23 protein-coding genes and 1 pseudogene are annotated in these 22,427 nt (G+C 64.6%); 7 read left to right on the forward strand and 17 right to left on the reverse strand.

The window, feature by feature from the left end:
• Nucleotides 1–55: 55 nt before the first annotated feature.
• From FAZ69_RS25665 to FAZ69_RS25690, 6 genes are all read right to left on the reverse strand, one after another.
• On the reverse strand, nt 56–640 hold the full coding sequence (locus tag FAZ69_RS25665) for a hypothetical protein (RefSeq protein WP_136897897.1): 585 nt from the start codon (nt 638–640) through the stop codon (nt 56–58).
• Between the two features lie 148 nt (nt 641–788).
• Nucleotides 789–2,168: an MFS transporter gene (locus tag FAZ69_RS25670; protein WP_136897898.1), complete on the reverse strand. Its 1,380-nt coding sequence runs from the start codon at nt 2,166–2,168 to the stop codon at nt 789–791.
• Between the two features lie 10 nt (nt 2,169–2,178).
• Complete coding sequence (locus FAZ69_RS25675; protein ID WP_136897899.1) at nt 2,179–2,688, reverse strand: YbhB/YbcL family Raf kinase inhibitor-like protein; 510 nt, start codon at nt 2,686–2,688, stop codon at nt 2,179–2,181.
• Nucleotides 2,689–2,927: 239 nt separating this feature from the next.
• Complete coding sequence (locus tag FAZ69_RS25680; RefSeq protein WP_136897900.1) at nt 2,928–3,620, reverse strand: glutathione S-transferase N-terminal domain-containing protein; 693 nt, start codon at nt 3,618–3,620, stop codon at nt 2,928–2,930.
• 28 nt (nt 3,621–3,648) lie between these two features.
• Nucleotides 3,649–4,680, reverse strand: a complete 1,032-nt coding sequence (locus FAZ69_RS25685; protein ID WP_169708761.1) for a phosphotransferase — start codon at nt 4,678–4,680, stop codon at nt 3,649–3,651.
• Between the two features lie 34 nt (nt 4,681–4,714).
• Nucleotides 4,715–6,097 (reverse strand): RuBisCO large subunit C-terminal-like domain-containing protein, encoded by a 1,383-nt coding sequence (locus FAZ69_RS25690; RefSeq protein WP_136897902.1) that lies wholly within the window; start codon nt 6,095–6,097, stop codon nt 4,715–4,717.
• Nucleotides 6,098–6,682: 585 nt separating this feature from the next.
• Between FAZ69_RS25690 and FAZ69_RS25695 the strand changes: the two genes are divergently transcribed.
• The 4 genes from FAZ69_RS25695 (at nt 6,683) to FAZ69_RS33415 (ending at nt 11,608) form a co-directional block, all read left to right on the forward strand.
• Nucleotides 6,683–9,634, forward strand: coding sequence for a molybdopterin oxidoreductase family protein (locus tag FAZ69_RS25695; RefSeq protein ID WP_136897903.1), 2,952 nt, complete (start codon nt 6,683–6,685; stop codon nt 9,632–9,634).
• The gene (locus FAZ69_RS25700) at nt 9,631–10,377 is read left to right on the forward strand and encodes a 4Fe-4S dicluster domain-containing protein (RefSeq protein WP_136897904.1); all 747 of its coding nucleotides are present in this window, start codon (nt 9,631–9,633) and stop codon (nt 10,375–10,377) included. Before FAZ69_RS25695 ends, FAZ69_RS25700 begins: the two co-directional genes overlap by 4 nt.
• Nucleotides 10,378–10,417: 40 nt before the next feature.
• Nucleotides 10,418–11,371: a dimethyl sulfoxide reductase anchor subunit family protein gene (locus FAZ69_RS25705; RefSeq protein ID WP_136897905.1), complete on the forward strand. Its 954-nt coding sequence runs from the start codon at nt 10,418–10,420 to the stop codon at nt 11,369–11,371.
• 90 nt (nt 11,372–11,461) lie between these two features.
• Complete coding sequence (locus FAZ69_RS33415) at nt 11,462–11,608, forward strand: hypothetical protein (RefSeq protein ID WP_169708762.1); 147 nt, start codon at nt 11,462–11,464, stop codon at nt 11,606–11,608.
• 48 nt (nt 11,609–11,656) lie between these two features.
• Here the strand turns inward: FAZ69_RS33415 and FAZ69_RS25710 are convergent, their stop codons facing one another.
• The 6 genes from FAZ69_RS25710 to FAZ69_RS25735 all read right to left on the reverse strand — a co-directional run bounded on the left by FAZ69_RS25710 (nt 11,657) and on the right by FAZ69_RS25735 (nt 15,943).
• Complete coding sequence (locus FAZ69_RS25710; protein ID WP_136897906.1) at nt 11,657–12,037, reverse strand: DUF5594 family protein; 381 nt, start codon at nt 12,035–12,037, stop codon at nt 11,657–11,659.
• A 78-nt stretch (nt 12,038–12,115) separates the two neighbouring features.
• A complete protein-coding gene (locus tag FAZ69_RS25715; RefSeq protein WP_136897907.1) occupies nt 12,116–12,433 on the reverse strand; it encodes a hypothetical protein in 318 nt (105 codons plus the stop codon).
• A gap of 105 nt (nt 12,434–12,538) precedes the next feature.
• Nucleotides 12,539–12,784: a DUF1272 domain-containing protein gene (locus FAZ69_RS25720; protein WP_136898017.1), complete on the reverse strand. Its 246-nt coding sequence runs from the start codon at nt 12,782–12,784 to the stop codon at nt 12,539–12,541.
• Between the two features lie 126 nt (nt 12,785–12,910).
• A complete protein-coding gene (locus tag FAZ69_RS25725) occupies nt 12,911–14,452 on the reverse strand; it encodes a methyl-accepting chemotaxis protein (protein WP_136897908.1) in 1,542 nt (513 codons plus the stop codon).
• Nucleotides 14,453–14,836: 384 nt separating this feature from the next.
• Nucleotides 14,837–15,337: a DUF2244 domain-containing protein gene (locus tag FAZ69_RS25730; RefSeq protein ID WP_136897909.1), complete on the reverse strand. Its 501-nt coding sequence runs from the start codon at nt 15,335–15,337 to the stop codon at nt 14,837–14,839.
• Nucleotides 15,338–15,421: 84 nt separating this feature from the next.
• Nucleotides 15,422–15,943, reverse strand: a complete 522-nt coding sequence (locus FAZ69_RS25735) for a hypothetical protein (RefSeq protein ID WP_206171236.1) — start codon at nt 15,941–15,943, stop codon at nt 15,422–15,424.
• A gap of 212 nt (nt 15,944–16,155) precedes the next feature.
• On the opposite strand from FAZ69_RS25735, the gene FAZ69_RS25740 reads away from it, so the two are divergent.
• The 3 genes and pseudogenes from FAZ69_RS25740 to FAZ69_RS25755 all read left to right on the forward strand — a co-directional run bounded on the left by FAZ69_RS25740 (nt 16,156) and on the right by FAZ69_RS25755 (nt 17,540).
• The gene (locus FAZ69_RS25740) at nt 16,156–16,497 is read left to right on the forward strand and encodes a DUF3175 domain-containing protein (RefSeq protein WP_136897911.1); all 342 of its coding nucleotides are present in this window, start codon (nt 16,156–16,158) and stop codon (nt 16,495–16,497) included.
• A 114-nt stretch (nt 16,498–16,611) separates the two neighbouring features.
• Nucleotides 16,612–16,816 (forward strand): annotated as a pseudogene (locus FAZ69_RS34065) (DNA topoisomerase IB); the annotation flags it as partial.
• Nucleotides 16,817–16,982: 166 nt separating this feature from the next.
• The gene (locus FAZ69_RS25755) at nt 16,983–17,540 is read left to right on the forward strand and encodes a hypothetical protein (protein WP_136897912.1); all 558 of its coding nucleotides are present in this window, start codon (nt 16,983–16,985) and stop codon (nt 17,538–17,540) included.
• A 128-nt stretch (nt 17,541–17,668) separates the two neighbouring features.
• Here the strand turns inward: FAZ69_RS25755 and FAZ69_RS25760 are convergent, their stop codons facing one another.
• Genes FAZ69_RS25760 through FAZ69_RS25780 form a run of 5 tightly spaced genes read right to left on the reverse strand, consistent with a single transcriptional unit; the run spans nt 17,669 to nt 22,250 of the window.
• Complete coding sequence (locus tag FAZ69_RS25760; protein ID WP_136897913.1) at nt 17,669–18,010, reverse strand: cytochrome C oxidase subunit IV family protein; 342 nt, start codon at nt 18,008–18,010, stop codon at nt 17,669–17,671.
• A gap of 8 nt (nt 18,011–18,018) precedes the next feature.
• Entirely contained in the window at nt 18,019–18,726 is a 708-nt protein-coding gene (locus FAZ69_RS25765) for a heme-copper oxidase subunit III family protein (protein ID WP_136897914.1), read from the reverse strand.
• Nucleotides 18,723–19,334: a cytochrome c oxidase subunit 3 gene (locus tag FAZ69_RS25770; RefSeq protein ID WP_136897915.1), complete on the reverse strand. Its 612-nt coding sequence runs from the start codon at nt 19,332–19,334 to the stop codon at nt 18,723–18,725. The genes FAZ69_RS25765 and FAZ69_RS25770 overlap by 4 nt, the downstream gene beginning before the upstream one ends.
• On the reverse strand, nt 19,331–21,088 hold the full coding sequence (gene ctaD / locus FAZ69_RS25775) for a cytochrome c oxidase subunit I (RefSeq protein ID WP_136897916.1): 1,758 nt from the start codon (nt 21,086–21,088) through the stop codon (nt 19,331–19,333). Before ctaD ends, FAZ69_RS25770 begins: the two co-directional genes overlap by 4 nt.
• A gap of 13 nt (nt 21,089–21,101) precedes the next feature.
• Entirely contained in the window at nt 21,102–22,250 is a 1,149-nt protein-coding gene (locus FAZ69_RS25780) for a c-type cytochrome (protein WP_136897917.1), read from the reverse strand.
• Between the last annotated feature and the right edge of the window lie 177 nt (nt 22,251–22,427).

Genomic DNA, 22,427 nt, shown 5'->3' on the forward strand with positions numbered 1-22,427 from the left:
TCCATCGCTCATGCATGGGCCATGCCTGCGCCCGTCGTACCCGTTGCGTTTGCCGCTACGCTTCGCGCTGGTTCATCTCGCCGATCGGCGTCGGCGTTGCGGTCGGATCGAAGTCGGACCAGCGGCCTTGCTGCCAGCGTCCCGTCGCGCGCTCGATCGCGGTGCCGCCCGCCTCGCGCAGCACGGCGGCGGCTTCCATCTGGTTGTCCGGCGAGACATGCACGGCGACGAGCACGCAGAAATCGCGCGGTTCGTGGTGCACGGCATGCGCGACGGTCTCGCGAAGCGGCGGCGCGGTGCTCGCTCGGTCGTGGAGCGTCGTGCCGATCATCGCGCCGATATAGGCGCCGACGCCCGCCGCGATCACCGCGACCAGAAGCGACGCCGAGATCGCCATGACGATCGCCACGCCGGCGATTGCGCCGGCCACCGCGCCGATCGTGGCGCCCCGGCTGGGGCCCTTGATGCCGTGCAGCACGGCGGCGCTCGGATATTCGGACGACCCGCGCGCGTGCTGCCCGCGCGGATTCATGAAGAACAGATTGACGTCTTCCTCGACGAAGCCTCGATTGAGCAATTGCTGTGCGGCGGCTTCGGCGGCGGGGAAAGTGGTGAAGCGTCCAGCGACGATGAGTGACATGGCGGCTCCTTGGCATTGATCAACCATGCGAAGAGGCCCGGCGCCCCGCCGCAACAATACGTGACGCGGGCACAACCTTAGACTGCCGCCTCGTATGCGAGTGCGGCAGGTGCGGGTTTTTGCGGAGATTGTCCGGATTGCCGGATGGTCAGGCCGTGCGCGGCTGCGTCACGCGCAGCGTGCTGACGACCGCGGCGACGGCGGCGAACCCCGCCGCCACGTATAGCGCCACAGTCGGCCCGCTGACCGGCGCGATGCCGAAGATCAGCGCCACGAGTGCGGCGCCGAGCGTCTGTCCCGTAAGGCGCGCGGTGCCGAGCATGCCGCTTGCGCCGCCGCTGCGCTCGCGCGGCGCCGACGCCAGCAAGGTCCGGTTGTTCGGCGACTGGAAGATGCCGAAGCCGGCGCCGCACAGCGCCATGCGCCAGACGATCGCGGCCGGCGGCGGATGCGCGCCGAGCGTGGCGAGCAGCACGAGCCCCGCCGCCAGCGCGGCGAGCCCCACGCCGCCGAGGAGCCCGGCCGAATAGCGGTCCGACAGCATGCCCGAGAGCGGCGCCGCGAACACGATCGCAAAGGGCCAGGGGGTGATCAGGAGCCCCGTCTGCACTTGCGAGAGCCCGAGCGTGTTCTGGAACAGGAACGGCAGTGACACGAACGCGAGCATCTGCGCGCAGAACGAGCAGACCGAAGTGCCGATCGAGAGCGCGAACACGGGGATCTTCAGCAGGTCGACGGGCAGGAGCGGCGCGGCTTGCGTCAGCTGCCGGCGCACGAAGAAGTAGCCGACCACCACGGCCCCGAGCAGTTGCGCCGCCGCATAGCCGGCTCGCTCGCCGTGGCCGAGACCGTCGATCGCGAAGATCATCAGGCCGAACACGAAGGCGTTCATCACCGCGCTCACGTAGTCGTACGGCGATTCGTGGCCGGGGTTGACCGGCAGCGCCCGGAGCGCGCCCGTCGTCGCCGCGACGCCGATGGGCACGTTGATCGCGAACAGCCACGGCCAGTTCGCGACCGACAGCACCGCGGAGGCGACGGTCGGCCCGACTGCCGACGATACTGCGACCACCATCGCGTTGATCGCGATGCCGCGCCCGAGATGCGCGCGCGGATAGATCATGCGCACGAGCGCGGTGTTGACGCTCATGATGCCCGCCGCGCCGAAGCCCTGAATCACGCGCGCGAGCGCGAGCATCGGCAGCGTCGAGGAGAGGGCGCAGCCGAGCGAGGCGACGGTGAAGAGCGCGAGCCCCGCTGTATAGACGCGCTGGTAGCCGATGCGGTCGCCGAGCGAGGCGAGCGGCAGCAGTGAGATTGTGATCGAGAGCTGATAGGCGTTGATGACCCAGATCGACGCCGCCGCGCTGGCGTGGAGGTCGCGTGCGATGGTCGGGAGGGCGACGTTGGCGATGGCGCTGTCGAGCACCGCGAGCGTGATGCCGAGCGCCACGACGACGATGGCCCAATAGCGTTGCGGCAGGGGCAGGCCTTGTTCTTGTTCGTTTTGCTGCGCGGCCTGCCGCATCGTGTCTCGCTTACTTGAGCTCGTAAAGACCGGTGTAGGTGGTCGAGTCGATTTCGTTCAGATGCGTCATGAAGCGCGCGACGGCATTGGTCGTCTCGGCGCTGATCGGCAATTGCGCGACCTTGAGCGCATGCAGGCGGTAGATGTAGCGATGGGTCCGGTCGCCGCGCGGGGGCGCAGCGCCGCCGAAGCCCGGCGTGCCGTAGTCGTTCCTCACCTGCAGCGCGCCGGCCGGCAGCAGGCTGCCGTCGGCCGTGCCGGCGTTGCGCGGCAGCGAGCGCACGTCGACCGGGATGTTGACCACGACCCAGTGCCAGAAGCCGCTGCCCGTCGGCGCGTCGGGATCGTGGATCGTGAGCGCGAAGCTTTGCGTGCCTTCCGGCGGCGCTTCCCATTGCAGTGCCGGCGAGGTGTTGCCGCCTTCGCCATCCACGCCGAACGCCTTGTCGTTCATTTCCTGCGCTTTCGTCATGAAGCCGTTGGCTGGGAAGTCGTCGGACCAGAGTTTGAAATCTGCCATGGGATGCCTCCTTTAAACAGGGGTTCGAGATAGGGCGGATGGGCGCTGTCGCGAGAGACGGAGTGTGACACCGCGTGTGGCACATCGTGGCCCGTTCGGCGAGCGCGACGGTGAGCCAACCGAGTGTATCACCGCATGCCGCGCGGCGATGACTGGTATATCCGGAACCATCGAGCGGTCGCGGCGGGCCAGGCGCAAGACGAACGGGAGGTCGCCGTGATGGCGTAAGCGAGGGGCGCTTACGCGTTGACTGCATCGCTTGGCAGGCCCTCGAGACGACCCAGCGATGTCGGATTGCTCCACAAACCTCCCAGGTAGTCGAACCGCGTTTGTTCTTTGACATGTTGCAGATAGCGGTGCAGCCAAAGCGGCAATTGCACCTCGGGCACGAGATAGAGCGCCCACAGGTGGGCGGCGACCACGATGTCGACGATCGTCAGTTTGCTGCTCTCGTGCGAGCGTCCCGCCAGGATGGGCCGGAGTTCGGCAAAGAACCGCGGCAAGGCGGCGCGGTACGGGTCGCGGTTCGCGAGGATCTCGGCGAGCGAGCCTCGCTTCTTGCGCTGCTTGTCGAGAAAATAGCGCCGGGCCGAGTCGCTGAATTCCGGAAGCATCACCCAATAGGGAATGACAAGCGGGTGTATCGCATCGCCGAGCCGCTGCGCAAGCAGCACGGCGCCGGGCAGTTCGGGGCTGTCGCTGCAAAGCGAATTCGCGGGATCGACGGCCTGGATGATCGACAGGCTCTCGTTCAGCGAGCGTCCGTCGGGCAGGGTCAAGATCGGCAGCATTTTGACGCCGGTAAGCGCCTCGGGCGTCGCACGATCGTCGTAGCCTACGATGATCGACGTGTGCTCGATGTGGAGGTAGCCGAGCGCCATCCTCACGCGGATGCAGTAAGGGCAGTGCTGAAAGTGGTAGAGCGTGTGCATGGCGAGTCTTCGATTCAATGCCGGGTGTTCAAAGACAGCATGGCTGATACCTCAAAATCCGCAGCGCTGCCTTCAGGTAGTTGCTCATGGCGGCGCAAAGTTTTTCCTGCGCTGCTTCGCTCCCGAAGTTGTGCAGCTTGCCGGTGACATGACAGGCCGCGTAGAGGAAGAACCAGAGTCCGGCATTCCGGTCGCGGAACGCCGTCGCGTGTTGCGCGAGCGACGTGCGTACCAAATCGCGCAGACTTGACCAGAGTAGCCCGGCCTCGCTAGCGGTAGGCGCACTGCCCGGGTTCTTTTCCATTTCATAGCAATGCGCCACACAATCGATCCAGTGGTACAGGCGGCTCAGGTCGTAGACATAGTCGCCCGGGCTGCGGCCCGAGCCGCCGAGCGGATCGATCGCCACGATTTCCAGCGCGTCTTGCGCGGACGAATCGACGATGAAGTTGCCTGCTTGCGCATCACCGTGGATATGGCGCGCGGCAATACGCTCGGGCTCTATGGCGGCGCCAAGCGCGTCGAGCAGCGCGTCGATCGCGGCGCGATGGCGCAGCGTGACCGGTGTGGCGGCGAGCCGGTAGCGCCGGCGAATCTTGTCGAGCCAAAGCGCCGGGTCGCGCTCGATGGACTCGGTCGGCGTGGGTTCGCCCGTGAAGAACAGCGCCAGCAAGCCGAGCGTGCGGCGCACGGCTTCGATCTTGTCACCGGTTTCATATCGGCTGCTCACCAGAAAATCGTGCAGCGATACGCCCGGAATTTTTTCGATGACCGCGAGCCCAAGGTCCTGTTCGAAGTCAGTGCACGTGACGCCGTAGATGTGGGCAAACTTGCGCTGCAAATGCGGCGGCAGCGCTTCAAGGTAATGCTGCTGCGCGCACAGCTCCCGATACCCGCCGATCTTCACGACCACTTCGCAGGTCAGCGCCTGGCTGAACGTCGTGCAGCGCAGGCCGCCTGTGAGCGCGGTCTGACTGGCTATCTTGAATGCCGAAAACGGTATCGACATCCCCTGAGTGGGTGGTCCGTTACGAGGGATGGTGTCGTGCTGGACTGTCATGCTCGCTTGCCGCTCGTTGCCGAAACCGTTTCGACTACAGGTTTTGCCGCTCGCCGTCGTTTGGACTCTGCTTGTCGAACTTGCCGAAGAACGACACAGCGGTGCGCAGGTAGTCGCGCTCCGACTCGCTGGCACGCGCCGCGAGGCTGCGGTGCTCGAGCACCGCTTGGACGGACTCGCGCATCGCCGCCGCGCCGGCCCGCGTGCCATGCGGATGGCCGTGAACACCACCGCCCGCGAAGATGACCACCTGTGTGCCGAGTGCATCGGTGAGCGGCGCGGTGGTGAGCGGGTCCAGCCCCGCACCGCAGATCGGCGCGACTGCCTTCGCGCCGAAGAACGGCTGCGGCAGGCTGCCCTCGGCCGGGTTCGACGGCGCATACTCCGGCTCGCGCATCGCGCGGCATACGTCGAGCACCGCGTTTCTGTTCGCGCTCATCACGCCGAGCGCCGGCGTGCCCGTGTGCACCTGATCGCCGCCGATCAAACGGAAGAGCTTCGCCCAGACCATATAGTCGATGCCGAAATCGGCAGGGCGGTGCAGCGCGGCGAACAAGGTCCGATGTCCGTGGATGATGAGGCCGAGGTCGGCGAAGCGCAGCGCATGCAGCAGGCTGCAGCCCGCGATCACATAGTCGACCATCACCGCTTCGCCTCCGTTCGCGCGCACGAACTCCGCGCGCCGCAGCGCTTCGAAAAAATTCGAGTGCGTGACATTCGGCACATAGATCTTGCGGCGGCCGGTCAGCGATTCGGCGCGCTGTTTCATCGCCAGAGTCTTTTCGACGCGTCGGTAGAAATCGGAATCCACCGCGCTTTGGCTGGTGCAGGCTTCGTCGTCCTTGACCATGTCGACGCCGTCGCAGCTGGCCGGCGCTTCGCCGATCCACGCGTCGTAGGCGACGCGCGCATGTTCGTCGGCGGAGAGCCCGCATTTGGGCTTGATGATCGCGCCGATGACCGGCTGATTTGCACCAATGCCGAGTGCCTTCCAGATGCCGCCGGCGCCGAACGCAGGACCGGGGAACGCGCGCGCCAGCGATTCGGGAAGCTGAAGGTCGACGAGCTTGAGGCGCCGAAGATCGGCCAGCCCGAACGCGTTGCCGGCGACCACCGTCAGCAGTTGGCTGATGTTGCCGGCTTCGAACAAGCCGCATGGGTAGGCGATCTTGGCGATTTCGTTTTGCGCGTCGTGGAAGAACACGCGTCCGGAAATATCCGCCGAGCGGGCATTGCGGGTCGACACGTCGATCCACGTGCCGGTGGACGATTCCGCCGCGACCGCACCGAGGAACGCCTCACCTTCGAGATGCGACGCCGGCGCGCGGCACGCGCGATAGCTCGCGATCACATGAGTCGACGGATCGGGCTCGAATCCGATGTCCACGTACTTCAGATAGGCAACGGAGGATTTCATGAGAAGGCCTCGCGAGAGTGCATCACGCACAAGCGTGCCTGGATGCCTGCGCTTGAATTGCTGGCTATCGAGAATTCATTGTGATGGCCACGTGGCGAAACGCCATGTGCGCGTGGGTTTTGACAGAGGAAATATAGGCTGACGGGCGATGGTTTGCCGAGGATTTTTGAAGAAAAATTGATTAGCTAGACTGACTATTCTTTTCCATTGATCTGCGTTGTCGAGACGGCTTGACGATAGCTGAAGTCAAGTAAGTCGACAGGGATGACTGGTTCCGGAAACAGGCAATTCATCGGTCCGGTTTGAGTAGCCGCCAAATCAGGCTCGACGTGTCGAGCCGGTTTCCTGCATCTCCGGAAGAGGAGGCTGGATCGCTCACAAGCGGCTTCTTCGAAGAGGACAGCGAAGACGCCGATTATGTCGGCGCGCGGTCTGCCCCGGCGCATCTCACCATCAGCTCGGCCGATAAATCGAATTCGAAATGGCGATTTTTCTTTTGTGAATCGCCCTTATAAGATTCCGTCATATTCTTATGTGCCTACGCTGGGCAAGGTGCCGCAAAGCGTAGCGAAGCGAGGAGGCCAGATGGAACACCGAGCCCGCACCCAGAACGAAACGCTCGAGGTCAAGACGACCACGTGCTACATGTGCGCGTGCCGCTGCGGCATCCGCGTGCATCTTCGCGACGGCGAAGTGCGCTACATCGACGGCAACCCCGAGCATCCGCTGAACCAGGGCGTGATCTGCGCGAAGGGCTCGTCGGGCATCATGAAGCAGTACTCGCCGGCGCGGCTCACGCAGCCGCTGATGCGCAAGCCTGGCGCCGAGCGCGGCGCGGCGCAGTTCGAGCCGGTCACCTGGGATGTCGCGTTCGCGACGCTCGAAAAACGTTTGGCGCACTTGCGCGCCACCGACCCCAAAAAGTTCGCGCTCTTCACGGGCCGTGACCAGATGCAGGCGCTCACCGGGCTGTTCGCGAAGCAGTTCGGCACGCCGAACTACGCGGCGCATGGCGGCTTCTGCTCGGTCAACATGGCGGCCGGGATGATCTACACGATGGGCGGCTCGTTCTGGGAGTTCGGCGGCCCCGATCTCGAGCGCGCCAAGCTCTTCTTCATGATCGGCACCGCCGAAGACCATCACTCGAATCCGCTCAAGATCGCGATCTCGAAGTTCAAGCGCGAAGGCGGGCGCTTCATCGCGATCAACCCGGTGCGCACGGGCTACGCGGCGATCGCCGACGAATGGATACCGATCCGCCCCGGCACCGACGGCGCGCTCTTCATGGCGCTGATCCGCGAGCTGATCGAAACCGATGCCTACGACCGCGATTTCGTCACGCGCTACACGAATGCCGCCGAACTGCTCGACATGGACGAGGCGCGCAACACGTTCGGCCTCTTCGTGCGGGACCCGGGGACGCCCGTGGGCAATCCGCTCTTCCCGCAGAACCGCATGTGGTGGGACCCGGCCACGCAGCGCGCGGTGGTCCACCATACGCCGGGCGTGACGCCCGCGCTCGAGGGCCGCTACACGCTCGCGGACGGCACGCCTGTCGCGCCGTCGTTTGCGCTGCTGCGCGAGCAGGTGGCCGAGTGCACGCCCGAGTGGGCGGCGGAGATCACCGGCATCGCCGCCGATACGATCCGCCGCCTCGCGCGCGAGATGGCCGACAGCGCCCGCGACCACAAGATCACGCTGCCGATCCCATGGACCGACGCCTGGGGCGAGACGCACGACACCGTCACCGGCAACCCGATCGCCTTCCATGCGATGCGCGGGCTCGCCGCGCATTCGAACGGCTTCCAGTCGATCCGTGCGCTGTCGATCCTGATGTCGATCATGGGCACCATCGACCGTCCCGGCGGCTTCAGGCACAAGTCGCCGTATCCGCGTGCGGTGCCGCCGTCGGCGAAACCACCGAACCATCCGGACGCGGTGAAGCCGAACACGCCGCTCGCAAGCGGCCCGCTCGGCTGGCCCGCCGCGCCGGAGGATCTGTTCGTCGACGATGACGGCAAGCCCTGCCGCATCGACAAGGCGTTTTCGTGGGAATATCCGCTCGCGGTCCACGGGCTCATGCACAGCGTCATCACCAACGCTTGGCGCGGCGACCCGTATCCGATCGATACGCTGCTGATCTTCATGGCGAACATGGCGTGGAATTCGTCGATGAACACGGTCGAGGTCCGCAAGATGCTCACCGACAAGCACGAGAGCGGCGAGTACAAGATCCCGTTCATCGTGGTCGCCGATGCGTTCCAGTCCGAGATGACCGCGTTCGCCGACCTGATCCTGCCGGACACGACCTACCTCGAGCGTCATGACGCGATGTCGATGCTCGACCGGCCGATCTCCGAATACGACGGCCCCGTGGATTCGGTGCGCGTGCCGGTCGTGCCGCAGACGGGCGAATGCAAGCCGTTCCAGGAGGTGCTGATCGAGCTCGGCAGCCGCCTGAAGCTGCCCGCGTTCACGAACGAAGACGGCACGCGCAAGTACCGCGACTATCCCGAGTTCATCGTCAACTTCCAGACCGCGCCCGGCTCGGGCGTCGGCTTCCTGGCCGGCTGGCGCGGCAAGGACGGCGACAAGGCGCTCGTCGGCGAGCCGAATCCGCGCCAATGGGAGCAGTACGCGAAGCACAACTGCGTGTTCCACTACACGCTGCCCGAGACGCTGCAATACATGCGCAATTGCAACGGGCCGTACTTGAAGTGGGCGGTCGAGCGCGGTTTTCGCAAGTTCGGCGAGCCGATCGTGATCCAGCTCTACTCGGACGTGCTGCAGAAATTCCGCCTCGCCGCGCGCGGCAAGACGATGGGCCGCCAGCCGCCCGATCATTTGCGCGCGCGCATCGAGCGCTATTTCGATCCGCTGCCGTTCTGGTACCCGCCGCTCGAAAACGCCGCGACCGACACCGCGCGCTATCCGCTCGCCGCGATCACGCAGCGGCCGATGGCGATGTACCACTCGTGGGATTCGCAGAACGCGTGGCTGCGGCAGATCCACGGCGAGAACTACCTGTACATGAATCCTCGCATGGCGCAGGAGAACGGCATCGAAGACGGCGGCTGGATCTACGTCGAATCGCAATGGGGCAAGGTGCGCTGCATGGCGCGCTATAGCGAGGCCGTCGAGCCGGGCACCGTGTGGACCTGGAACGCGATCGGCAAGGCCGCGGGGGCCTGGAACCTGGGGCCGGATGCGAACGAGGCGAAGCGCGGCTTTCTCTTGAACCACCTGATTACCGACGAGCTGCCGGACGATACGCCAAGCGCCGCACCCGGCGCGCGAATGTCGAACTCCGACCCGGTGACGGGACAGGCGGCGTGGTACGACGTGCGCGTGCGCGTCTATCCGGCCGAGGCCGACGCCGGCCACACGCTGCCGCAATTCGCGCCGATGACGGCGCTGCCGGGCTCGACCGGGGCGGGCATGGTGGAGCGCGTCGTGCAGGCGTATTTCGCGGGGCGCGGCGAATTTGCGAAACGGTTGAAGCAGGCGGTGAAGCCTGCGAAGCGAGAAGCATCATGACTCAAATGGCGCTCGTGATCGACTTGAACGTCTGCGTCGGATGCCAGGCGTGCGTGACGAGCTGCAAGGAATGGAACACGTCGGGCGAGGCCGGCAGTCTCGCGGACTTCCGGCCGTATGACGACGATCCGTCCGGCACGTTCTTCAACCGCGTCCAGACCTATGAGGCCGGCGAGTTCCCGCTCACCGACACGATCCATTTCCCGAAGTCGTGCCTGCATTGCGAAGACCCGCCGTGCGTGCCCGTGTGCCCGACCGGCGCGAGCTACAAGCGCAAGGAGGACGGGCTCGTGCTCGTCGACTACGACCGCTGCATCGGCTGCAAGTATTGCGCGTGGGCCTGCCCGTACGGCGCCCGCGAGATCGACGAGAAACGCCACGAGATGACGAAGTGCACGCTCTGCTCGGATCGCATCTACAACGAGGCGCTGCCCGAGCGCGACCGCAAGCCCGCATGCGTGCTCGCGTGCCCGACCTCGGCGCGGCTGTTCGGCGATATCCACGATCCGGAGTCGGTGGTGTCGAAGGCGATCCGCGAGCGCGGCGGCTATCAACTGATGCCTGAGTGGGGCACGCGGCCGTCCAATCACTATCTGCCTCGGCGCAAGACTGAGCCGGCCGCGTCGGCATGCGGCGGCGGCTCGTGCTCGTGCAAGTCCACGGCTGAAAACATCGACGCATCGCTCGATGCGCAGCTCGAGCGCGGGGAGTTGCATCTGGCGTCGGCGGCGACGCGGGTTTGACGGCTGGGCTGCCAATCGGATAGGCAAGGGAGAAACACGCATGAGACCGGCATTTTCGGTGGTGTTCCTGACGACGCTATGCGGCGCCGCACAGGGACTGTTGATCGCGCTCGTCGGCGTGGAGCTGGCTGGGCGTCTCGGCTGGGCGGCGGCAAACGCAGCAGGGACGCAAGACTTTTATGCCGTTGGGGCCGCGTTGTCGGTCGTGCTCGGCGCGCTGGGGCTCGTCGCCTCGTTCTTTCACCTCGGGCATCCCGAGCGCGCGTGGCGTGCGATCGCGATGTGGCGCACCTCGTGGCTGTCGCGCGAATGCCTCGCGCTGCCGGCGTTTCTCGCGTGCGCGTTCGCTTATGGGGCCGCGCACTGGTTCGGTTCGCCGTACGCGCTCGCGATCGGCATCCTCGGCGTGCTCGCGGGCGCGGTGCTGTTCGTCTGCACGTCGATGATCTACGCGTGCCTGCGTTTTCTGCAGGAGTGGGCGACGCCGCTCACGATGGTCAACTTCGTGCTGCTCGGCTGCGCGTCGGGCTGCACGCTGGCGGCGGCGTGCTCGGCGTGGCTCGCGCCCGCGCTCGCCGGCGCGCTCGCGACATGCGCCTGCGCGCTGACGCTCGCGGGCTGCGCGAGCCGGGTCGCGTCGCTCGTGCGCAATGCGCGGCTGCGGCCGAAATCGACGCTGCAAAGCGCGACCGGCATCAAAGGGCCGAATGTCGTGCAGAAGTCTCGCGGGTTCACCGCGCAGTCGTTCAATACGCGCGAGTTCTTCCACGGACAGACGCCGCGCACGGTGCAGGCTGTCAAGTGGGCGTTTCTCGGCGGCGCATTCGCAGCGCCGTTCGCGCTGACGGCGCTGGGGGCGGCGTCGGCGATGACGTCGCCGATCGGCTTGCTCGGCGCGGCGTTCGTGATCCAGTACGCGGGGCTCGTGGCCGAGCGCTGGTTCTTCTTCGCCGAGGCGCGTCATCCGCAGAATTTGTATTACGAAAGGGCGTAGCAAAAGCGATACGGATAACGAAAGAGATCGCCCGGCGCGACGCAACGCTCGTAGAATCGTTGATGCCAACGTCCGATCAGGGAGACTGCAATGCCTGATTCATCCATCGATTTCATGCTGGCGCTCATTGTCTTCGTGTGCGCCGCGTTTCTCGTTGCGACGCGGTATCAGACCGAGCATCCGCTCACCGACTTGCGGCGCTGGCTCACGGCGCATCATCTGCATCGGCGTCATTGAGAAAAAGAGGCTGCCGATCGCGCGATTGCGCCGCGCCGTTGGGCGGCGTCAAGCGTTGAAGTCGAGGCCGCCGATCAAGATCGATGGGTCCGCTTGCGTGCGCGACGTAAAATCGACCGGGCGCGCGTCCTGCCAATTACGCAGCTTGCGAGGAATCGCCTCGAGATAGCGCCTGAAGTGCGCGTCGCTCTCGTGCATCGTCAGCAGGTTTTCGATTTCGTCTTCATCCCACGTCAGATCGATGTGGAGTGGATGCGGGTGGTGCCGCAGATGCTCGTTCATTGTCCCCGTGAGACGGACGCGTAGCGGATGGCTGCCGTCGGCGGCGATGATCGCCGCTTGCACGTGCCCATCGAAGATGCCCGCAATCGTGTCGACGATGCGGGGCGCGAACTCGGTCTCGAAGCGGTGGGCGATTGCGGCGTCCATGTGGGTCCTCCGTGCGTCTGGAGATGCTAGCACGGGGAACGCCGCTGCGATTTGGGTTCGTCGAGTGATGGCGAAAGGCTAGCGGCTGGACCCGCCGCCGTGACCGCCTCCTCCGTGGCCGCCATGGCCTCCCCAGCCGCCGCTCTCCCAGACGCCGTCATGATCGCCGCCATGCCCGTGCCCGTGAAAGCCGCCGTCATGGTCGTGATCATGGTCGTGGTGGTGGAAGTGATCGCAGCAACCGCCCACGATGCCGATTCCGCCGTATGCAAACCCCGGTTCGTACTCCGGACCGTAGCCGTAGTAGCCGTCGGGGTAATAGCCGTAACCGGGAGCCTCCGCGACACAGCCTGCGAGTGCGAAGGCCAGCCCGAACAACGCGATGAGCTTCAACATGATTCGCTCCCATCTATCTCCTAAGAAAGGAAAACGGCATGCGGAGTTCGAAGCTTTTTGTGTCTGGAGGTTACTGGCGCGAAGATGGCAGGGAGATGGCGGTGCTCAATGCTGCCGGGCGCAATCCGGATTGAAGACGCGTTTGGCCGACGCCGGGTTGCCCGCCAGCGCGCTCGCCGGGCGGCGCGGTCTGGCGACCAGTTCTCCGCCGCAATTCGGGCAGGTTCCGTGGAGCACATTGGTCGCGCAGTCCGCGCAGAACGTGCATTCGAAAGAGCAGATCCGCACGTCGGCCGATTCGGGCGGCAGGTCTTTGTCGCAGCATTCGCAGCTTGGTCTGAGTTCCAGCATGGGCTGTTCCTGAGTGTAGGTATCGAAGAGACTTGCGGATTCGAAACCGTACACGAATGCGAGGTGCGGCGACTGCCAAATTGGCGTCATTTCCATCGGCCATGCCGGAGGGGCCGCCGCAGCGCTTCAAGCTGCCCCTGTCCTGAACACCGCCACGGCCTCCCGCAGCTTCCCCGTCTGCTCTTCCAGCGACTGCGCGGCCGCCGCCGCCTGCTCGACGAGCGCCGCGTTCTGCTGCGTGACTTCGTCCATCTGCGTGACGGCCAGGCTCACCTGCTCGATCCCGCGGCTCTGCTCCTCGGAGGCCGCCGAGATCTCGCCGACGATGTCCGACACCTGCTTGATCGCGCGTTTGACGTCGGCCATCGTCTCGCTGACCTCGGACGCCTCCTTTGCGCCGCCCTGGATCATCGAGACGGACGACGCGATCAGCTCCTTGATCTCTTTTGCGGCGCCGGCCGAGCGTTGCGCGAGGCTGCGCACCTCGCCCGCGACGACCGCGAAGCCGCGGCCCTGCTCGCCGGCGCGCGCGGCTTCCACCGCGGCGTTAAGCGCCAGGATGTTGGTCTGGAACGCGATGCCTTCGATCACGCCCGTGATCTCCGAAATCTTGCTCGAGCTGCCGCTGATCTCGCCGATCGTGGCGACCATCGATTGCACGGCGTCGTTGCCGGCGTCGGCGATGCCGGTTGCGCGGGTCGCGAGCCCGTTTGCCTGGCGCGCGTTGTCGGCGTTCTGCTTCACCGTCGAGGTGAGCTGCTCCATGCTCGCCGCCGTTTCCTGCAGCGACGCCGCCTGTTGCTCGGTGCGTTGCGACAGGTCGAGGTTGCCCTGCGCGATTTCGCTCGAACCGAGCGCGATCGATTGGCTCGCGGACTGGATCTCGGCGATCATCGCGGCGAGCCGCGTCTTCATCTCGCCGAGGGCGGCGAGCAGGCTGCCCGGTACGACGCTTGCCGCGTCGAGGTTGGCGCTCATGTTGCCGCTCGCGATGTCCGAGGCGATGCCTGCCGCGTAGGCCGGTTCGCCGCCGAGCGTGCGCTTCACGCTGCGCAGGACGGCCCAGGCGATCGCGGCGACGGCAGCCGCGATCGCGATCGAGATGAGGCCGAGCGTGATCGCGAGCTTCGTGAAGGTGGCGTCGATGTCGTCGTAGAAGAAGCCGGTGCCGATCCACCAGTCCCAGTCCGGAATCGCGACGACGCCTTGCAGCTTCGGCTCGGGCTCGGCATCGGGGCTGCGCTTGATCAGCACGTCGACGAGTGCGAAATGCGACTGCGCGAGGCCTTGACGGTAGGCCTCGTTGTCGGTGAGGCCGCTCGTCGTACGGTTGCCCTTGGCCTTGGTGCCGACGAATTTCGGGTTCAGATGGACGAGGTTGAGGCTATCGGAGGTCGTCACCCAGTAGTAGCTCTTCGTGTTCGCGTTCAGCTGCGAGAGTGCTTCCTTTGCTTGCTGCTGCGCCTGCTCGCGCGTGAGCGCGCCGCGCGCCTGTAAGTCGCGGTAGGCGTTGACGAGATGCTCGGCTTTCGTCAGGAGAATGACGATCTCCTCGCGCCGGCTATCGACGAGGGTGGTGCGCAGCGTGTGCAGCGCCGTGGCGGCGAGCAGCGCCACGCCGAGCAGCGCGGCGATGACGAGAGCCAGTAGCTTTGTCGACAGCTTCATGCGGGTGCTCCGGATTTGTTAACTATCTGGTACGGACATCGGCACGCGGGGCGAATACTTTAGCGGTCAGGGATCCACATATCCCTGTATTGACGGATGGGCGGAATCGGTGGTTTTGCAACTGGCGTCCGGCTTTGAGCGGCCGGCGAGCCGAGGTGGTCGTAAGACTTGGGAAGTGCTGGGAGCCAGATTGGTCCCCCGACAGAATTCATACCTAACGGTTGATGGAGGATTAGGTCGGGGTGCTTCGGAAAAGTACCACCAGAAATGCCACCAGAAGTGATCCGCTGCCCCGGTTATCCATTGGCTGAGCGAGTCAGACTTCGATCTCTTCCGGCCGATGCGTTTTGAGCGAGTCATGCCGGGCGATCATCGGCCGGCATGTCAACAGTCGGCCACGATAAAGCGGCGCAATTGACGCACGAATTCCGCGCGGGCGGCGGCAGGCAGTTGCCGTCCGACGGGAATACGCTGCCAGCCGTCGCAAAGGTAGACGGCGCCATCGCTGTCGCCGAGAGACACGGCCAAGCGGGCCGCATTCATCCGATGCATCGTGCGGCGTCCGCGCTCGTGTACTTCGACGATCACGAACGGGGGCGCGAACGTCAGCACCTCGCCGTCCGTCGCGTGCCTGGAGTAGGCGATAAAGGCGATGCCGACGGCCACGGTGCAAAGCATCGAGAAGGGCAGCGCGAGCCACACGCCGAATGCGAATGCCGCTGCCACGCCGATCGCGAGGACGAGCGCCATGAGGAACACGGTCGCGGCGAGCGACTGCCGCGGCGTGAGGGAGCAGTTGCGCTTGATGCGCCACTCGCGGCTCGGCACACCTCCCTCGCCGTCGAAAGGGCCAGGCCCGTACGACCGCCTGAAGTATGCGTACATGATCGAAAGTCCCGCGTCGTGGAGCCGTTCGTGACGCGCAATGCACGTCTGCTCTGGAGACCGGTCGATCAGCACGGCACCGGACTATGACGGGCCGCCCGCGTCCGCCTTGACCCCGCGGGATGTGTTGCGCTCCAGTCTCATGTACAGGTTCGCCGCCACGATACCGAAGACGATGTGAACGAACACGCTGGCCCAGTTGCGCGCTTCTGCGAACCACGGAAAAAGCCGTGTCATGCCGTAGAAATTAATCAGGTAAACGGCTACAGCGAAAGCGCCACCCGCCAGTGAAGCCATCCCCATGCTCGAGTCAAGGTTGAATGACGTCATGATCAGACCGAGGATAAGCGTCAATACGATGGCAAGGGCAAAATGCACCACAAAGGCCGCGAGCACGATGCCAATTGAGAATGCTTGCGGCGATTGCAATGCGCCTCGTCCCAGTATGATCGCGGCGACCATGCGTGGGGGCTCCAGCACACTTCCGCCCGTCGTCAGTGCCATCAGGACAACCCCTAGCACCAAGAACACAGCGCCCGCGATGACGCCTGCCAGCACGGCTGCCCGCCAGTCGAGCTGGCCGTGTGTGAAATGATGGGAATCCATGTGAAGTTGCACAATTGGTCTCCCGATTGATTCGGATAATTCATTCTAGTCTGTCATCGGCAACTTGAATGTCGTCGAAACCCGACGGTGTGAAACTCACTGCATGGAACTGACTTTTCTTCGTTCGTCTTCTTCGGGTCCGGTTTATCTATAACCTGGTCTTTCTTCGCTCCTTTCCCTTATTTCCCTTGTGGTTGCCGCATTCTGACCAGATGGATTCCCAAGGTCAGCCGTGGCGCAGAACCAGCGCGCCAAGCGCGGCCCATCGCGCGAAGGCCGCCAAAAGCGGCGCCGCGAAGAGCGGACGGAAAGGGTCGCATCACGTGATGGAAACCAGTGACGCGATGGATATCGGGCACAACATTTTCAAAACCGGTAGCGCGCAGTCGATCGCGGAGTCGCTCAGACCAGTGAGCAGAAATCTGCCGAAGGCGCGCCGCGATACGTTGCAACCGGCCAAGCGCAAATTACGCGAAGCGTTCGGACGCGCCAGCCTCCAGCGGATGCTCATGCACACGCTTCCGCGTCGGCAGTGTCGAATACGCGCGCGGTAAGATGGCCAGATAGAACATCGCGGCGCTACAGGGCAGCCGCCGCAAGGTCGTCGCCGCGATGCCCATAAAAACCAGCACCGCCCCGACGATGAGAAACCAGAGTGTTTCTTCGACGGTCATCGGCAGGCAACCGGCCATGACGCGCGCGGCCGCAAGCAATACCGCTATCACCGGCGCTGGCCCGAGACACGCGAGGCCAACAAATACGAGCGCATGGCCGCGTTTGGCCGCGCATTGCCGAAGATCCGCGCAGGCGCGTCGCACCGGCATGAAGTTACCGGGCATGTCGTGCGACAAGCGCAATCGGGCAGTTGCTCGACACGAGGCTACGCGCTCGGGCTTTCGACAACGGCCGCAATCGTATCCGTTCGGTTTGCGCGGAAGCGATCGACCAGAACGGCGGCAAAGGCGTAGTGTTACATAGCGGACTGCTCAGAGTGGGCGGCATAGTCTGCAACCGCTAGTCACCGATGGAAGGAGGCCACATGTCACTCATCGTCGCAGCACGCTTTACGACATTCCCCGCCGCTGAAGAAGCGGCGCAACGGCTCTTCAATGCCGGTTTTGTCGAGGAGGACGTCACGCTGTTTTTCGTCAATCCGACCGGCCAGCACGCACGTTTTCGGCCCGGCGGCGATATCAGCGCAGACGCAAACGCGAGGGAGGCGCCGAAGGGTGCCGAGATAGGCATCACGATTGGCGCAGTGGCTGGCGCCATGGTCGGAGTCGGGATCTTCGCAGCGTTTTCGGCGCCGCTTATCGTGTCGCTGATCGCGGCCGGGGTGAGTGCATATGTCGGTTCATTGGTCGGCGCGTTGGTGCGCACGCGTGAAGCCGGCAACGAAGAAATCCGTGATTCCGGCGTGCTGGTGGCCGTACACGTGTCGCCGGATAGCCAGTTGGACGCCGCACGGGTGCTGCGCGATGCGGGAGGCGCGGCGATCGAACGCGCGACCGGCCGCTGGCAACAAGGGCGGTGGGCCGACTTCGATCCGCTCAGGCAGCCTGTGCCGCTCAACGAATTCAGTGAGAAGCACGCCTGATTTGAAGGTGTTTTTCGCCGAGATTTTCAGCGAGCCAGGAAACAAAAACGGCCCGGCATTTGTCGGGTCGTTTTGTATTCAGAGCGGTGCGTTCCAGGCACTCGCCTGAGGAACGGTCGGCACAGGGGTCAGTGGAAGAAGAGTTCCCGCATGCCGAAGGTGTGATGCGCTTCGGCAGCCATCAGCACCATCAGCACCAGCAGGCCCAAGGGCGGCATCAGGATGGCGTACACCAGCGCCAGCCGCTCCCACATCATGTGCATGAAAATCGACACGATCAGCCCGGCCTTGGCGATCATGAGCACGACGATCAGCGCCCAGCGCAGCAGGCCCTGCACGTGAAAGTAATCCACCAGGTACGACATCGTGCTCAGTACGAACAGCAGGCCCCAGATTTTCAGGTAGATGCCGATCGGATGCTGCTGGCCGTGCGCGGCGTCGCGTCGATGGGCGGGATCGGTGTGGTCCATGGTCTGCCTCACCACAAATAGAACAGCGCAAAGATGAACACCCACACCAGGTCGACGAAGTGCCAGTACAAGCCGGCAATCTCCACGATCTGGAAGTTGCCGTGCCCGGTGAACCCCGGCTGCAGGATCTTGCGTGCGATCAGCAGCAGGTAGATCACACCGCAGCTCACGTGAAAGCCGTGGAACCCGGTGATCATGAAGAAGCACGCGCCAAACTGCGCGGCGCCCATCGGGTTGCCCCAGGGGCGGATACCTTCATGGACGATCAGCTTGGTCCATTCGAAGGCCTGCATCGACACGAAGGTCGCGCCCAGCAGCGCGGTCGCGAGCAACAGTGCGGCGGCGCGCTTTGCGTTGCGCCGGTAGCCAAAGTTGACGGCCATCGCCATGGTGCCGCTGCTGCTGATCAGGATGAACGTCATGATGGCGATCAGCAGCAAAGGCACATCCACGCCGCCCACGGTGAGCGCGAACACTTTGGAAGTGTCGGGCCACGGCACCGTGGTCGACATCCGCACCGTCATGTAGCCGATCAGGAAGCTGCTGAAGATGAAGGTGTCCGATAGCAGGAAGATCCACATCATCGCCTTGCCCCACGGCACCTTGAAGGCTTCTCGGTCGGCCGACCAGTCCGTGACGATGCCGCGCCAGCCGTCAGGCCGGGCGTCGGTGGGCGTGGCGGCGGCGGATTCGGTGGGGAGCGTGGGGGTGGTCACGGCGCGGCTCCATACAGCGGCCCGCAGATGGCGGCGACGAACTCGGGGGTGATCCACCACATCGCCGCCAGCAGCACGAGCCAGACAGCCAGCAGGAAATGCCAGTAGATGGCGCAAAGCGCGATGGCGCGGTGGGCTCGGAAGGGGTCCGCTCGCTGGAGAAGCGCGATCGTCACGGCCCAGGCCGCCAGCCCGCCCAGCACATGCAACCCGTGCAGGCCGGTGAGCAGGTAGAGGAAGCTATTGGAAGGATTTACGGTGACGGTCTGCCCGGCCGCCGACAGCATGCGCCAGGCGGCCAGTTGTCCGATCACGAACACGGCCGCCAGCACACCGCTTGACACCAGCCACGCCGCGCGGTGCAAGGTAATCCGCCGGGCACGCTGCATGGCAATGCTTGCCAGCACCAGCGCGCCGGTGTTCCACCACAGCAGCGCTGGATGCGGGATCGGCTGCCAGTCGGGCTCGCGCATACGCATTGCATAGGCGAACAGCAGCAGTGAAAACAATGTCGTTGCCACCGCCATGAAGACGATCAGGCCGATGCGGCTCGCATTCGGCGAGACACGTGGCGCGTCAGGAACGAAGGAGCGGGGCAGTGTGGTCATTCGCGTGCCTCTCCGGGTTGAAGCGTCGGGTGGGCGGCCGGTTCAGGCGCCGTCGCGGGCGGCTGGTTTTGCGGGACGAAGTCTTCCTCCTGCCCCGGCGGGCTGTATTCGTACGCCCAGCGGTAAACGACGGGCGGCGCGGCGCCCCAGTTGCCATGCACTGGCGGCGTTTGCGGCGTCTGCCATTCCAGCGTGGTGGCCCGCCAAGGGTTGCTGCCGGCACGCTTGCCGCGCGCGAGGCTCCACGTCAGGTTGTACAGGAACAGCAACTGCGCCACTGCAACGATCAGCGCAATGACGGTGATGAACGTGTTGAGCGTCTGCGCCGAAGATGGAATGAAGCTGAAGCCCTCATACGCGTAATACCGCCGCGGCATGCCCAGGATGCCGAGATAGTGCATCGGGAAGTAGATCGCATAGGTGCCGAGGAAGGTGACCCAGAAGTGCAGGCGCCCGAGCGTGTCGTTGAGCATGCGGCCCGTCACCTTCGGATACCAGTGGTAGATGCCGCCAAACACCACCAGGATCGGCGACACGGCCATCACCATATGGAAGTGCGCCACCACGAAGTACGTGTTCGACAGCGGAATGTCCACGCTCACGTTGCCGAGATAGAGCCCGGTCAGCCCACCCAGGACGAAGGTGCTGATGAAGCCGATGGCAAACAGCATCGGCACGGTCAGGTGGATATCGCCGCGCCACAGCGTCAGCACCCAGTTGTAGACCTTGAGCGCGGTCGGGACGGCGATGATGAGCGTGGTGGTGGCAAAGAAGAAGCCGAAGTACGGATTCATGCCGGCGATGAACATGTGGTGCGCCCAGACCACGAAGCTCAGCGCACCGATGGCGACGATGGCCCACACCATCATCTTGTAGCCGAAGATGCTCTTGCGCGCGTGCGTGCTGATGAGGTCCGACGCAATGCCAAAGGCCGGCAGCGCGACGATGTAGACCTCCGGATGCCCGAAGAACCAGAACAGGTGCTGGAACAGCAGCGGGCTGCCGCCGGCATGCTTGAGCGTCTGTCCCATCGACACCACGGCCGGTATGAAGAAACTGGTGCCGAGCGTCCTGTCGAGGAGCATCATCACCGCCGACACGAACAGCGCCGGAAACGCCAGCAGTGCCAGGATGGTCGCGATGAAGATGCCCCACACCGTGAGCGGCATGCGCATGAGCGTCATGCCGCGCGTGCGCGCCTGCAGCGTGGTGGTGACGTAGTTCAAGCCGCCCATCGTTGCCGCGACGATGAAGATCGCCAGCGACACCAGCATCAACACGATGCCCCATTCCACGCCCGGCGTGCCCGGCAGGATGGCCTGGGGTGGATACAGCGTCCAGCCAGCGCCGGTCGGCCCGCCTGGCACGAAGAAGCTCGCCACCAGCACCAGCACGGCCAGCAGGTAGACCCAGTAGCTCAACATGTTGAGAAACGGGAACACCATGTCGCGCGCGCCCAGCATCAGCGGGATCAGGTAGTTGCCGAAGCCGCCCAGAAACAGCGCCGTCAGCAGGTAGATCACCATGATCATCCCGTGCATGGTGACGAACTGGTAGTAGTGGTTGGCGTCGATGAAACTGAACTTGCCCGGAAAGCCGAGCTGCAACCGCATCAGGTCCGACAACACAAGGCCGACCAGGCCGATGGCGATGGCCGTCAGCGAATACTGCACGGCGATGACCTTGTGGTCCTGGCTCCAGACATAGCGGGTCCAGAAGCTTTGCTGGGCGTGGTCGGTGTGCGCGTAGGGCATTGCGTCTGCTCCGCTAGGGTTTGGCTGCGCTGATGGCGGCCGGGCCGCCTTGCGATTCGATGTAGGTCACCAGCGCGGTCAGCTCCTGCTCGCTCAGGTCGAAGGTCGGCATGATGGGTGCGAAGCCCTTCACGACGCGGGCCTTCGGGTTGCGGATAAAGGCGCGCAGATAGGCTTCGTCCACCTTCGCGGTACTGCCGTCGGCCATCGTTTCGGTCTTGCCGTACAGGCCCTTCCAGGTGGGGCCCACGCGCGGACTGCCGTCCACGGTATGGCAGGCGAAGCAGCCCTTGGCCTCTGCGAGCGTCTTGCCCTGGTCAGCAAGCACCTGGGCGCTGCCGCCTGCAGCGGCGGTTGCGGCCTGCACCCTGGCCTGCTGCCGCTGCGCGAACGTGCTCTGCTTCGCCAGCCAGCGCGAGAACGATGCTTCGTCTTCCACCACCACCACGCCGCGCATGTTGGAGTGCCCGATACCGCAAAGCTGCGCGCACAGGATGTCGTAACGCCCTGCCTTGGTCGGCGTGAACCAGAAGGTGGTCACCATGCCGGGCACCATGTTCATGCGCGCACGGAACGGCGGTACGTAGAAGTCGTGCAGCACGTCGCGCGACCGTGTCAGAACCTGGATCGGCCGGTTGAGCGGCAGGTGCACCTCGGGTGTCTCGATCAGGTAGTTGTCACGGCCGTTGGGGTCGGCGGGGTTCAGACCGAAGGGGTTGTCGTCGCTGATGTAGCGCACGTCCGTCGTACCCAGCTTGCCACCGGGGCCGGCAAAGCGGAAGCGCCATTGCCATTGCTGGCCGAGCACTTCCATCTGCAGCACGTTGGGCGGCGGCCGTATGTAGTCCGCGTAGACGAAGAGCCCCGGTGCCAGCAACGCTGCCACGCCGACGGAGGTCAGGCCGATCAGCCACCATTCCAGCCGCTTGTTGTGCGGCTCGTAAGCAGCGCGATGACCCCTGCGGTGGCGGAAGCGCGCCAGTGCGATCACGATGAACAGGTTGATCGCGATGAAGAGTGCGCCGGTAATGACGATCGTGATCGTCAGCATGTCGTCCATGCGCACCCAGTTCGAGGCGATCGGTGTGATCCACCAGGGACTGGCAAAGTGAAACCCTACCGCCAATACGATGATCAGGAACAGGGCAATCGCAAGCGACATAGGTCACCTCGCTGCGCGTCACTCGCTGGAGCCGCAAACAAAAAAGCTCCTGGCGTCGTTGTGCCGCGTTGCCGTACTTCGTACTGTTTGCGCCGGCGCTTCTGCCAGGATCAGCTTCGCTGAGCGTTGTAAGCGGCTCTAAAGCAAAGGTAGTCCTCTCCTCTGCATCGTGCAAGG

This window comes from Trinickia terrae, assembly GCF_005144415.1.
Taxonomy (GTDB): Bacteria; Pseudomonadota; Gammaproteobacteria; order Burkholderiales; family Burkholderiaceae; genus Trinickia_A; species Trinickia_A terrae.